A 12,741-nucleotide genomic window follows, 5' to 3' on the forward strand; every position below is an offset into this window, starting at 1 on the left:
GAGTGCTCCCCCAGAAAACAAAAACCGGACAGGGTAACAAAACCGTTCTTTTTTTGTTTTTTCCTTTCTCGTCTTTCCTTCCCCGTTGGGGGGGGGGGTGCCCCCGCCCCTCCCCCCCCCCCCCCCCACCGAGGACAGGACTCAGGCAGGCTGCTTCTCGGCCTTGGCGATGGTGTCCAGGTAGAGCTCCTCGAAGTACTGAGCCAGCACCGTCTGGTGCTCGCGCAGGTACCGCTTGAACGCGGCGATGTCCTCGTCGCTGCGCAGCAGGTGCCGGACGGCGGCCCACACCTCGCCGGGGTGGTCGTCGTTGATGTCGGTGTGCGAGTGGTTGATCTGGCCGCCGATGTTGCCCTCGCCGACCGACTCCTTCAGCGCTTCCAGCTTCCTGGGCTCCAGGTTCACGTTCACGTACTCGACCAGGTAGGAGTAGGCCACCACGCCGAGCGGGCCCTCGTGGTCCAGGAGGTAGGAGAAGTAGCCGGCCAGCAGCTTGGTCGACAGGTAGGGCTCGGTGGCCAGGAACTCCTCGCGCGATACGCCCACCTTCTCCAGGTCGGCGATGAAGAGCTCGTCGTGCAGCATCTCCTCCTGCTCGTAGTTGGCCCAGACCTGCGCCGCTTCCGGGCTGCGCTTGGCGATCTCGACCAGCGCCTTGGCCTCGGCCACCCGCAGCAGCCGGATGCGCCAGGCGGTCTCGATCAGGTTGCGCTTGTAGTACGCGGAGTCGACGTTCTTGCCCTCGAGGTGCGCGGCCTCGGGGACGTTGGCGTACCACTCGAGGACCTGCTGGTCGAGCTGCTTGTCGATCTCGGCGCGCAGCTCCGCTGAGGCGGCCGCGCTGAGGAACGGGGTACGGTCCCCGTAACCGGCGTTGGTCACGCGGTTCGGCATGGTGTCACCTTTCTGGTGGTCGCTCGGACGTCGGGTGCGAGCGGTTCAGATGTCGTCGGCGACGCGGACGGTCGCGTCGCCCCGCAGCCGGCACTGGCAGGCCAGTCGGTGTTGGCCGCCGGTCCGGCCGAGGTCTTCCAGGAAGTCGAGTTCGTCGTGGTCGGGTTCGCCGAGGGAGCCGGAGCCTTCCAGCACCTCGATGACGCACGCGCCGCACGATCCGGAGCGGCATCCGAACGGGATGAGCCGCTGCGGGGTCTCGTACTCGACTTCGGTCAGGGGGGATCCCGCGGGCAGCAGGATCTCGGTTCCGGTCGGGAGGATGGTCAGCTTTTTCAGGGTCATGACAACAGTGCGGCCTCGCGGTCGGTGGAGTGCTCGGGCGCCAGGCGGGAGCCGGGACGCAGCCCCACCACGGCGTGGTTCACCGCGGTCGCGGCCTCGCCGAAGCCGACCGAGATGAGCGGGACGCGGCCCTCGTAGGTGCAGATGTCCCCGACCGCGTACACCTGCGGAAGATTCGTCCGCATCGCCCTGTCGACCGTGATTCTGCGGTTTTCCACCTGAAGCCCCCATTCGGCGATCGGGCCGAGCCCCGTGATGAATCCGAGTGCCGCGACAATTGCCTGTGCGGGCAGCGTCAATTCCTCCTCACCGATGAGGACGCGTACTTCCTCCAGGCGTTCCGTACCATTGCAGGCCGTCACGTGCGCGTCGGTCAGCACGCGAATTCCGGCGGTGTACATCTGCTTGACGCCGTGTTCGTGGGCGCGGAAGGACGAGCGCCGGTGGACGACGGTGACGGACCGGGCGATCGGCGCGAGGGCGAGGGCCCAGTCGACCGCGCTGTCGCCGCCGCCCACCACCACCACGTCGCGGCCCCGGTGCGCGTCGAGACGCGGTACGTGGTACGCCACGCCCCGCCCCTCGTAGGGCCGCAGGCAGGGCAGCGTGCGCGGGACCGAACGGCCGAGTCCGGCCGCGATCACCACGGCGCCGGCCCGGACCCGCCCGCCGCCCTCCAGCCCGATCGCCCAGCCCGCCCTCCCGTCCGGCGCCAGGGACGCCGCCGTCCGGCCGAGCAGGAGGTCCGGGTCGAACGGTGCCACCTGGGCGACCAGGTTGTCGACCAGCTCGCGGCCCCGCACGGCCACGTGGCCCGCGACGTCATGGATCCTCTTCTCGGGGTACAGGGCCGCGATCTGGCCGCCCGGCTCGGGCAGGACGTCGAGCACCGCGCTGGAAAGGCCCCGGAACCCCGCGCAGTAGGCGGCGTACAGGCCGGCCGGACCCGCTCCGACGACCGCCACGTCCACGCTCGTGTCCACGGGTGCGTCCGCGTGCGGGTCCGCGCCGGCCGCGCTCGTCGTCTCCACTCGAGCCCCCGGTTGATTCATGGTGAACTCCAGGCCCTTCTCGTGTCCGGTCGAAAAGCTCGGCGACTCGCATTCCGCGGCCGTTCCCGGTCGATGCCCCGGGGAGCCTTCATTCCTGCCGTTCGGCATGTCCTGCGGATATCCAGGCCCTCAGCGGATTCCCTTTCGGGTGAACGTTCCGCCGAGTGCAAATTCATCATTCAGGGCCCCGATCGCACCGTCAAGAAAAGGAGCCGGAACTCCGATCGGCCTCTGCGGGGGCGGGCGTTCACGCGGAAAGCGGGCCGGCCCTGGGCGCACTCCGGTCGCCGCCAGGGCCCCCCGCCTTCGCCCTGGAGGCCCGGCGCGCGCTATCGCTCGGCGACCTCGCCCACGGTCCGGTCCAGGGTGCTGGCGAACCGCTGCCACTCCCGGGCGTAGGAGTTGGCGAGGTCCGCGACCGCGACGGCGCAGTGCACCGGCACCGCGGCCATCAGCTGCTTGCCCGCCTCCAGATCGGGCGCGCGCTTGTTGAGCCAGCGGAGCAACGCGCGCCCGGACTCGGTGAATCTGAGTGAGGGGTCCTTGGCCAGGCTCTCGATGCGCTGCTCGCGGTGCAGGCCCGCCGGTGCGCCGGCGACCACCGCCCGGTCGTCGTTCGCGACCCGGTGCGCGGTGCCGGGGCGCGGTGGCGGGGAGCTCTGCTGCTCCCGCCGCAGGCGCTGGCGGATCTCGCAGGCGGTGCTGACCGACACCCCCGCGTGGGCGGCCACTTCGCCGAGGGTGGCGCCCGGGTGTTCGACGAGGTACGTGCGTGCCGCCTGCCGGCGCCGTGCGGCGTCGAGGGGACGCGAGCGGCCGTCCGCCCCGACCCGGACCTGCGACTGAGGAACTTCCTCGGTCGAAGCCCGGCGCACCGCGCTCACGGTCTTGGGGGACAGCCCGGTGATGCGCGCGATCGCCCGGTCCGACAGGTCCGGGTGCGAGGCCAGGATCCGCCCGGCCGCGGCCTTCCTGTCCTTCAACGTCAGCGGCAGCCCGTGGGAGACGTTGGCCGCCACGGAGTGGATGAAGACCTCGCTCACCGGCCCGTCGAGGTACCGGACGGGGATCGTCTCCTGCCCCCGGAGCCGGGCGGCCTGGAGTCGGTGCATCCCGTCGACCACCCGCAACGTGTCCCGGTGCACCAGGACCGGCTCGATCTCACGCTGTGCGAGCACCTCGACATGCTGCCGGTCGAGCCCGCCGAGACGAGGTGAATCGGCGTCCACCAGGGAGGCCACCGGCACCAGGTCGACCTCCGCCGCACACCCGGCACCCGCCACGACCTCCGGCCCACCGGCCGCCGCCTCTGACAGTTCCCTCAATTCCTCCACCACCCTTTCCTCACGCGTGCGCATGAGCAAGACAGCCCGCCACGGGACCTCGGCGGGTGTCAGCCCGTCATGAGGCCGCGGCGGAGCACGGTTTCGGGTACGGAGATCACCATAACAAAAATAGTGCTATTTATGTTCCGTGCAGAGGTGAACCCCTCCTGAACGTGTGGAGGAGTGCCGCCATCCCGGTCGACCGGTGGGCGGCAGCACCGCGCGGGACCACGCCCACCTCCGCCAGGACGGTGGGCCGGGGCGAGGCCGCCGTGGCCGTACTTCGTCCCGCTCCGCTCAACGGGGGCCATCCAGCCGACTGATGACAGAGGGAACGACAACGTGGCGCAGACACGAGCCGCGCTCACGCGACGCCGGGTACTGGTCGCGGCCGCGGCGGAACTCGCCCGGCACGGCTACACCGGCACGTCGCTGGCGCGCATCGCCTCGCAGGCCGGGGTGACCATGGGGGCGCTCACCTTTCATTTCCCGACCAAACCCAAGCTGGCCCTGAGTGTGTACGAGGACGGTGCGGCGACCACCCGCACGGCCGTCGACCGGGCTCTGGGGCGCTCGCGGTTGCCACTGCAGAACGTCATCGACATCACTCACGCGGTGGCGCGATTGCTGCGGACGGACACCAGCGTGCAGGCGGCCTGCCGGCTGAGCCGCGAAGCGGCCTGCACGGGCTGTTCCTGGCACCGGCTCTGGCTCGGAGACGTCGAACGGCTCGCCGACGAGGCACACGCCAGGGGGCACCTGGGCGAGAACTGCTCGGCGGGGCTGTTGTGCGTCCTGGTGGTATGCATGCTGGCCGGGCTGGACACCCCCGCGGTGCACGCGTCCGGATCGGTCCTGGAGGACCTCGACGCGCTGTCGGGGCTGTGGGGCCTGGCACTCGGTTCGGTCGCCGCGCCGCGCTCCCCCGCCCTGCTGCCGGGAGGGAGTCCCGGCTGAGGCCGCGGGCGGGCCGGGTCACCGTGCCGTCCAGCCCCCGTCGACCGCGACGGCCGCTCCGGTGGTGAACGAGGAGCGGTCGGAGCACAGCCACAGCGCGGCCTGGGCCACCTCGGAGGGGTCGGCCAGGCGGCGCTGGATGGCGCGGCCGGTGAACGGCTCGTACAGGGCGGGCGTCCGGGTGAGGACCTCGTCCATCAGCTCGGTGCGCGTGCTGCCCACCACCAGGGCGTTGACGCGGATGCCGTACGGCCCGTACTCGTCGGCGGCGGCGCGGGTGAGGCCCAGCACGGCGTGCTTGGCGGCGATGTAGGGGGCGGCGGTGCCGGTGGCGCGCAGGCCCGCGACACTGGAGGTGTTCACGATGGCGCCGCGGGTCCCGGTTTCGAGCATCGCGGTGATCTGGGCTCGCAGGCAGTTCCAGACGCCACGGACATTGACGTCCATGATCCGGTCGTAGTCGGCGTCCGGCGTCTTGTGCAGGGGTGTGCCCGAGGAGGCCCAGCCGGCGTTGTTGAAGGCCGCGTCGAGGCCGCCGTAGGTGTCCCGGGCCCGGTCGACGGCGCGCTGGACGTCACCGCTGTCGGTGACGTCGCCCACCACGCAGAGCGCTTCGCCGCCGCTCTCCCGGACGAGCCGGGCATGGTGCTCGAGCTTGTCGCCGCGTCTGGCCATGAGGACCACGGCGGCGCCCTCGGCGGAGAAGGCGCGGGCCGCGGCGGCGCCGATGCCGCTGGAGGCGCCGGTGATCATGACGGTCTTGCCGTGGAGCAGAGGAGTGGTCGAGGCCACGGCGGCAGGTCCAATCGCTGGGGGGGGGACGGGGGGACGCGCGCGTACGTGAGGGCGGGAGCGGAGCCCGGCAGCCGCATGGGCGGGAAGGGACCGCTGGGGCGCCCGGGCGGGCAGGGGACTCTCAGGCGCCCGTGACGATGCCGGGGTCCACCACGATGGCGGAGTCGGCGCCGGGTACGACGATTCCCGGCAACAGCAGCCGCCACATGGTGCAGGTCCGCTCCATCAGGTCCTCCCGGCCGCTGACGAGTTGTGAGTAGAGCTGCACCCCGGTACAGGCACCGACGACGAACTGGGCGACGTCCTCGGGCGAGACGTCCTCCCGGAGCACGCCCTCGGCGCGGGCCACTTCGAGGTGTCCGACCATGATGTTTTTCCAGCCCTCGAACGAGGCGCTGTCGTGCATGCCGAAGCGGCCCTGCTCGACGGCGAGCCGCACTCCGGCGCGCAGCAGCGGGTCGGTCTGCAGCCGATGGGCCCACACCAGGGTGATGTCCACCAGTCGTTGCAGGCCGGTCGACCGCAACAGCGGCTCTATCACGTAGGGCTGGGCGTTCATCACTTCGCGGGCCAAGTCCTGCTTGGAGGCGAAGTGGAAGTACATGGCGCCCAGCGTGACACCGGCCCGTTTGACGATGCGGGTGACGCTCGCACCCTCGTAGCCCTCCTCGTCGAACAGTTCCGCCGCGGCCCTCATGATCTGGTTGCGCGTGCGCACGGCACGCTCCTGCTTGAGGTCACTCACCCGTGCATCCGATCACCCTCGACAAAAAAAGAGAATCTATTTTATGTTAGCGCACAACCACTTGTCGCACGTCAGCTCACAAGGCACAGGGGATGACCATGCACACTGCCAGCTCGCCCACAGGCTCGGCAACCGCCCTGCCACGCCAGTACGTTCACAAGGCCGCCCACTCCGAGGTGCTGCTCACCAGCTGGCACCGGCGTTCCGCCGACGAGTACACCGTGACCGCCCAGTGGCCCCGCACCCACGCCTTCTACCGCCCCGCCCACCGGTTGCTCGACCCGATGCTGTTCGCGGAGACCGCCCGCCAGACCATTCCCCTGCTGTCGCACGTCGCCTACGACGTCCCCTTCGGGCACCACCTGATCTGGGAGCACTTCAGCTACTCGCTGGCGCTCGACAACCTGCACGACAGCACCGTGCCGGCCGAGCTGGTGCTGCACCTCGCCTGCTCGGACGTGGAACGCCGCCGGGGGAGCCTCGCGGCGATGACCCTGCGGTTACGCGCCGAACGCGACGGGCGGCACCTGGGCACCGCTGAAGCCCGCTTCACCAGCCACTCCCCCGCCGTCTACCGCCGGCTGCGCGGGGCGTACGGCGACCTGCACGGTGCTCTCGCCGCGGCCCGCCCGCCCGCGGCGGGGGTCCTCGCCCACCTGGTGGGCCGCCGCCTGTCCGAGGACGTCGTCCTGACCCCCACCGACCGCGACGACCGCTGGCAACTGCGGATCGACACCGAGCACCCCGCGCTGTTCGACCACCCGGTGGATCACGTTCCCGGCATGCTGCTGCTGGAGGCCGCCCGCCAGGCCGCCCAGGCCGCCCGGGCCCCACTCCCCGTGGTGGCCGTGGGCATGGAGACGGTGTTCCACCGGTACGTGGAGCTGGACGCGCCGGCCTGGATCCACGTCTTCCCCGCGGCGTCCCGCGACCGCCTCCGGTTCGCCGTGGAGCAGGGCGACACCGTGTGCTTCTCCGGCGAGGTGACCCTGTCCGCACCCATGGATGTCACGGGGCTCGCCTACGTACCGGCGCAGCAGGCCTCCGGACCGTCGCCGCTCGGCCCGCGACGGCCGGCCCGGCCCTGTGAGGTTCCTGCCTCCTGCGGGACGGAGTAGTAGAACGGCCGGCGCGGGGGGGGGGGGGGGGGGGCCACCCCCCCCCCCCCCCCCCCCCCCCCCCCCCCCCCCCCCCCGACGCCCCGTACAGGGCGCACGCGGGCGGGGCCATCGGTCACGGCACGAAGACGGAGATCCGGTCCGTGACGTCCTCTGGCACCCGCCGCTTCGACGGCGCCGACCGCTCGGGCGTGCCGATGCAGAGCCAGCCCAGCAGCCGCTCCGGCCCGCGCAGGCCCAGCGTCCGGCGCATCCGCTCGGACTCGGTGAACTCGCCGGTGCGCCAGACGCTGCCGAAGCCACGGGCATGCAGCAGCAGTATCAAGGAGCTGACCATGGCGCTGGTGGCGGCGAGTTGCTCCCACTCCGGGACATGGCCGCCGAGGCCGCTGTCGTACGGTACCGGCGAGAACACCAGCGTCGCGAGGAGTGGGGCCCGCCGGGCCTCCTCCAGGCGCCCACGCCATGAGCCGGACCCCGCACACGCGTCGGCCAAGCAGCGCTCCAGGGCGGTGCGGCCCTCCTCCCGCACCAGGATCAACCGCCAGGGCCGCAGGTCCCCGTGGTCGGGTGCCGTGGCGGCCGCGCGTAACAGATAGGCGAACTCCTGGTCGCACGGAGCGGGTTCGACGAGGTGGTGCTCGCTGCGGCGGGACAGCACGGCCGTCATGACGTCCATGGGTGTTCCTCTTCTGCGTGCGGGAACAGACGGGAAGTGGGGCGGTGCGTGGTGCCCGGACTCCTCCGGCACACCGGGGGACCGCCGCCGGCCGCCCACGGGGCCGCGTCACGCCGAGGCGGCGCGGCCACCTCGCCGGGGGCTTCGGCGGCGGTCACCGGGCCGAGGCGCTCGGCCCGCCCGGCCGGTCGATCGCGGTGCGTCAGGCCAGCGACCGGATGACCTTCAGGGCCATGTGGACGTCCTTCGGGAAATTGACGATCCCGGCCGACAGGCGCACGTGCGGAACCGCGTACGGCGTGCTGCTGGCGATGACCCGGTTGTCCCGGAAGATCTGCACCACGTCCTGCGGCTTGTAGCCCTTCACATCGAAGCAGACGAAGCCCGCGGACCGTTCGGCGTCGAGCGGCGTGTGCAGCGTGACGTGCTTCATGCGGGCCAGGCCTTCCTTGATCTGGCCGTTCAGCTCGGCGATCCGGTGGTGGACCCGGTCGCGACCGATCTGCCGGTGGAAGCGGAACGCTTCGACCGTGGCCCACTGGTGCTCGTACGCGAAGAAGCCGCCCGGACTCACCCACGCGGCCTGGGTCGGGCCGGCCGGCGGACGGTCCTGCCGCCAGGCGTCGGTCGTCTCCTTGGCCATCAGACTGGGAATCGTCGGCCGGAGAAGCGCCCAGTTCTCCGCCTTGGCCCAGACTATTCCGGTCCCGTGCGGTCCGAGGATCCACTTGTGCGTTCCCGCGGAGAAGAAATCGCAACCCATCTTCGCGACGTCTTCGTCCACGACACCGAAACCGTGGACCCCGTCGACCACCAGCAGGATGCGATCCGCTTCGTCACGGTGGCGATTCAGTTTCTTGATGGCTTCCGCGAGCCGGGCTATCGGGAGCCGCACACCGGTGCCGGAATGCACCCAGGTGACACCGACGACACGTGTGTGGGGGCGGACGGCGGCGCATATCCGGGCTATGGCCTGGTCGGCGGAGAAGTTCAGCGACGATTCGTAGAGCGGGATCTTGCGCATGGTTCCGCCCCACTTCTCCACCGCCAGACGTATCGACTCGTGGTGCGGGTAGAACTCGTGCGTCGTGGTCAGCACCTCTTGGCCCGGCTTCAGGCGCAGGCCGTTGTAGATGAGGGCGAGGCCCATCGTGGTGCTGCTGGTGAGGGCGATCTCGTGGGGCTGCCCGCCGACGTACTCGGCGGCGGCGGCACACACCGTCCGCCAGAGCATGTCCTCGTCGCGACGGAACATGTTGTCGTCGAGGAAACTGTACGGGTTTTCGTCGAATGCCCTCCGGTATTTCGCGATCGCCTGGCGAACGGGCGCCGGATTCGAGGCGAAGAAGAAGTTCGACAAGTGGGCGTATTCGGGTGCGAGCAGGAACTGCGCGCGGACGGATTTCCAGTCGTGCGGCACGAAGGGCCGGGGTGGAGCCGCGTTCTGCGCGACGGCGTTCCCCATGGAGCCCAGAGCCAGCGACGAAGCCGCCATACCAGAACCGGCCAGAATTTTTCGACGCGAAAGGGACACGATCACTCCTCCGAGAAGCGGGGCTGGTTGCGTAATGCCGGACGGCGAGGGCAGCGGTGTGTCGCGGTCGTTTTTTGCTGCGATTCACTGCTAACAGCGCGAGTCGCGGCCTGTCAACGCGACCGCTCCGAAATTCGGTCGACGGTCTTACGGGCGATGAGTTGCCGGAACGCGACGGCGGTAATTCACTCTTTCCTGTCCACCCGCACGACGAGAGCACGGGGTGGTAGAAATCGTGGCAGTGACCGAAGGCGGTGCGGACGCCGGCCGGCTCGTTGGGACGGACCGGGAGTGCCGTGCGGCGGGCTTCGACCGAGGAAGTTCCTCAGTCGCAAGTCGCTCGTCGCACGCCGCACGTCGGTCGCGAAGCCGCGTCACCGGACGGAGGCACTCGCACGGACCTCCCCGAACTCCCCGGCGCGCACCGGGTGGCGCCTCGGCGGGTGCGTCAGCGGGCGCGGCGGATACGGACCGGACCGCGGGCCTTCGCCGGCTCGACAGGGCGCCCACCCTGGGTGACCTCGACCTCACCGGCCGCAACCAGCCGCCGGGCCGCTCGGCGGGCCGGTTCCATCAGTGCGCGCCAGCCGTCGTCGTCCCCTTCGTACACCGCCCGGGCCGCGTCGGAAGGACAGATCGTCGCCGATGGGGCACGACGATCCAACAGCTCCAGAATCGCCTGCTCCAGGCGCCGGTCCGTCCGCCGTTCGATGTCCGCCACTCCCCCAGTGTCACACCGGGTGACGCGTCGCGGGCCGGCCGACCGCACCCGGCCGGTCGCGCCCGCGGCGGGTGGGGACTCTTTCGTACCCTGGCGGCATGCGTATGCGCCCCACCCTGAGCTGGACCCCCACCGCGGACTGGCCGCCGGGCACCACGGACCCGGAGCCGGTCGTCGAGCTGCTGAGGGCCGGCAACGTGCTGGTGCTCAGCGGGGCGGGCATCTCCACGGAGTCGGGCATCCCCGACTACCGGGGCGAAGGCGGGAGCCTGAGCCGGCACACCCCGATGACGTACCAGGAGTTCACCGCCTGCGCCGGGGCCCGGCGCCGGTACTGGGCGCGCAGCCACCTCGGTTGGCGCACCTTCGGCCGCGCCCGCCCCAACGCCGGGCACCGGGCCGTGGCCGCGTTCGGGCGGCGTGGCCTGCTGGCTGGCGTGATCACCCAGAACGTCGACGGCCTGCACCAGGCCGCCGGCAGCGAGGGCGTCGTGGAGCTACACGGCGGCCTGGACCGGGTCGTCTGCCTCTCCTGCGGTGCCTTCAGCCCGCGCGGTGAACTCGCCCGGCGGCTGCAGGAGGCCAACCCGGGCTTCGCACCGGTGGCGGCCGGAATCAACCCGGACGGCGACGCCGATCTCACCGACGAACAAGTCGGCGACTTCCGCGTGGTGCCGTGCGTGATCTGCGGCGGCATCCTCAAGCCGGACGTGGTGTTCTTCGGTGAGGCCGTCCCGCCGCAGCGGGTCGAGCACTGCCGCACCCTGGTGCGCGATGCGACCTCGCTCCTGGTCCTGGGCTCCTCACTGACGGTGATGTCCGGGCTGCGGTTCGTCCGCCAGGCAGCCCGGGCCGGAACACCGGTACTGATCGTCAACCGGGACCCCACCCGCGGCGACCAGCACGCCCTCACCCGCGTCGCCCTGCCCCTGGGATCGGCCCTCACCGCCGTGGCGGCGCGCCTCGACATCCCCGTCCCCCTCGCCGCCGGCCGGACGGCGGCCCCGCGGCAGCCGTGACCCGTGCGGTGCGGACGAGGATGCAGAGCCTGTGGTCGGTCTTCTCCCGCATCAGTTTCCGGCAGGGCTCCGGCAGCCCGGCGCGGAAAGTCTGTCGCGCTTCCCGCGCCGAGCCACTACCTTCCGCCTGGGCGCAGTGACACGAGACGCGACCACGGAGGGGGCCGGGTATGGAGACCGGGAGCGCGCGGACCGACCGTCTGGGCATACTGCTGGAGCAGTTCGACAAGGCCAGGGACACGGCCCGGGTGCGGCTGGCAGGGCTCGGCGACGAGGAGTACCTGTGGGAGCCGGTGCCCGGCTGCTGGTCGATCCGGCACCGGGGCGCGGCGACGACGCCCAGGGCGTTCGGGCCGGGCGAGTGGGTACTCGACCTCGGCGCCGCGGACATCCCGGCGAGCGAGTACGCCGAGGTCGCCCGGCAGGCCGCCGGGGGCATGACGGTGGAGAAGATCGCCGAGGACTGGAGCGTGAGTGTGGAGCGGGTCGAGGAGGTGCTCGCCCACACCGGTGAGCCCGAGCCCGACGAAGCGCCGGTCGCCACCATCGCGTGGCGGCTGGGACATCTCCACTACCAGTTCGCGGGCGGATGGGAGTGGAGCTTCGGCGAGCGGCGGCAGGACCCGAAGCTGATGGTCGACTTCACGCCCTCCGCCGGCTTGGCGCTCGAGCGGTTCTGGACGGCGCTCGACCGCTGGCGTGACAGCATCGCCACCGTCACCGAGGAGCAGCTCGACATGATCGGCTTCTCGCGGTACCCCTACGGCTCCGACCCCGACGACCCGTTCATCGGCGTGCTGTCGGGGGCCAACCTCGAATTCATCCACCATATGGCGGAGATCGCGCTGCTCCGCGACCTGTGGCGGGCCGGATTCGGCGGACCGCGGCGGCCGTCGGCCATGGCCGCGGCGCGTAACGCCCTCGCGTAACGGCGGAGTCGCCGCCGCGCGGCGGCGGAGACGACCGGCGGATCCGGCCGACTGCACGGCACGTGGTCCGCGTTCACCCCTTTCCACGAGAAGGACCGACGACCGTGGCCCGTGCCATCACCCTGATCCGTTCCGCCTCCCTGTCCGACGTCGCCGAGTACGCGTACGCGGCCACGGCGCCCGCCGAGTCCCGTCTGATCTTCCTCGCCGGGGCGTGTCCCCTGAACGACGACGGTTCGACGGCGGCGATCGGGGACTACGCCGGGCAGGCGCGGAAGGCCGTCGAGAACATGCGGGCCGCTCTGGCCGCCGCGGGCGCCACCCTCCAGGACGTCATCAGCACCCGGGTCCTCGTCGCGTCGGACCGGCAGCGGGACCTGGTGACCGCCTGGGAAGTGGTCCGGGACGCGTTCGGCGACCACGACGTCCCCAGCACTCTGCTGGGGGTGACCGTGCTCGGCTACCAGGACCAGCTCGTCGAGATCGAGGGCATCGCCGCCGTACTCGACTCCTGAGGAGCGCCCGGACACGCGCTAGTACTGCAATCGCACTTGTTTGTGGTTGAGTTGGGGTATGGCTGAGCTTGGGGTGGGGTTGGTTGAGGAGTGGGACGGGGTGCTGGCGGGGT

The 12,741-nt window shown here is 71.1% G+C and carries 14 protein-coding genes; 5 read left to right on the forward strand and 9 right to left on the reverse strand.

The window, feature by feature from the left end; translation table 11 throughout:
• Positions 1-141 precede the first annotated feature (141 nt).
• From AC07DW_RS22465 to AC07DW_RS22480, 4 genes are all read right to left on the reverse strand, one after another.
• Positions 142-894, reverse strand: a complete 753-nt coding sequence (locus tag AC07DW_RS22465; RefSeq protein WP_478859447.1) for a hypothetical protein — start codon at positions 892-894, stop codon at positions 142-144.
• Positions 895-939: 45 nt separating this feature from the next.
• A complete protein-coding gene (locus AC07DW_RS22470) occupies positions 940-1,239 on the reverse strand; it encodes a 2Fe-2S iron-sulfur cluster-binding protein (protein WP_478859448.1) in 300 nt (99 codons plus the stop codon).
• Entirely contained in the window at positions 1,236-2,270 is a 1,035-nt protein-coding gene (locus AC07DW_RS22475) for an NAD(P)/FAD-dependent oxidoreductase (RefSeq protein WP_478859449.1), read from the reverse strand. Before AC07DW_RS22475 ends, AC07DW_RS22470 begins: the two co-directional genes overlap by 4 nt.
• Positions 2,271-2,620: 350 nt before the next feature.
• Positions 2,621-3,616, reverse strand: coding sequence for a ParB/RepB/Spo0J family partition protein (locus AC07DW_RS22480; RefSeq protein ID WP_478859450.1), 996 nt, complete (start codon positions 3,614-3,616; stop codon positions 2,621-2,623).
• 342 nt (positions 3,617-3,958) lie between these two features.
• On the opposite strand from AC07DW_RS22480, the gene AC07DW_RS22485 reads away from it, so the two are divergent.
• On the forward strand, positions 3,959-4,573 hold the full coding sequence (locus AC07DW_RS22485; protein WP_478859451.1) for a TetR family transcriptional regulator: 615 nt from the start codon (positions 3,959-3,961) through the stop codon (positions 4,571-4,573).
• 18 nt (positions 4,574-4,591) lie between these two features.
• Here the strand turns inward: AC07DW_RS22485 and AC07DW_RS22490 are convergent, their stop codons facing one another.
• Positions 4,592-5,365 (reverse strand): SDR family NAD(P)-dependent oxidoreductase, encoded by a 774-nt coding sequence (locus tag AC07DW_RS22490; protein ID WP_478859452.1) that lies wholly within the window; start codon positions 5,363-5,365, stop codon positions 4,592-4,594.
• Positions 5,366-5,489: 124 nt separating this feature from the next.
• The gene (locus AC07DW_RS22495; RefSeq protein ID WP_478859453.1) at positions 5,490-6,113 is read right to left on the reverse strand and encodes a ScbR family autoregulator-binding transcription factor; all 624 of its coding nucleotides are present in this window, start codon (positions 6,111-6,113) and stop codon (positions 5,490-5,492) included.
• A 98-nt stretch (positions 6,114-6,211) separates the two neighbouring features.
• Here AC07DW_RS22495 and AC07DW_RS22500 point away from each other — a divergent pair, with 98 nt between their 5' ends.
• Positions 6,212-7,231: a ScbA/BarX family gamma-butyrolactone biosynthesis protein gene (locus AC07DW_RS22500; protein WP_478859454.1), complete on the forward strand. Its 1,020-nt coding sequence runs from the start codon at positions 6,212-6,214 to the stop codon at positions 7,229-7,231.
• A 115-nt stretch (positions 7,232-7,346) separates the two neighbouring features.
• On the opposite strand, the gene AC07DW_RS22505 is transcribed toward AC07DW_RS22500, so the two are convergent.
• The 3 genes from AC07DW_RS22505 to AC07DW_RS22515 form a co-directional block, all read right to left on the reverse strand.
• Entirely contained in the window at positions 7,347-7,910 is a 564-nt protein-coding gene (locus AC07DW_RS22505; protein WP_478859455.1) for a nitroreductase family protein, read from the reverse strand.
• 202 nt (positions 7,911-8,112) lie between these two features.
• On the reverse strand, positions 8,113-9,444 hold the full coding sequence (locus AC07DW_RS22510; RefSeq protein WP_478859456.1) for an aminotransferase class V-fold PLP-dependent enzyme: 1,332 nt from the start codon (positions 9,442-9,444) through the stop codon (positions 8,113-8,115).
• Between the two features lie 448 nt (positions 9,445-9,892).
• On the reverse strand, positions 9,893-10,165 hold the full coding sequence (locus AC07DW_RS22515) for a DUF3253 domain-containing protein (protein ID WP_478859457.1): 273 nt from the start codon (positions 10,163-10,165) through the stop codon (positions 9,893-9,895).
• Positions 10,166-10,263: 98 nt separating this feature from the next.
• On the opposite strand from AC07DW_RS22515, the gene AC07DW_RS22520 reads away from it, so the two are divergent.
• From AC07DW_RS22520 to AC07DW_RS22530, 3 genes are all read left to right on the forward strand, one after another.
• Positions 10,264-11,184 (forward strand): NAD-dependent protein deacetylase, encoded by a 921-nt coding sequence (locus AC07DW_RS22520; protein WP_478859458.1) that lies wholly within the window; start codon positions 10,264-10,266, stop codon positions 11,182-11,184.
• Positions 11,185-11,354: 170 nt separating this feature from the next.
• Entirely contained in the window at positions 11,355-12,113 is a 759-nt protein-coding gene (locus AC07DW_RS22525) for a DinB family protein (RefSeq protein WP_478859459.1), read from the forward strand.
• Positions 12,114-12,217: 104 nt separating this feature from the next.
• A complete protein-coding gene (locus tag AC07DW_RS22530; protein WP_478859460.1) occupies positions 12,218-12,628 on the forward strand; it encodes a RidA family protein in 411 nt (136 codons plus the stop codon).
• Positions 12,629-12,741 lie beyond the last annotated feature (113 nt).

This window comes from Streptomyces sp. NPDC045701 (genome assembly GCF_056432045.1).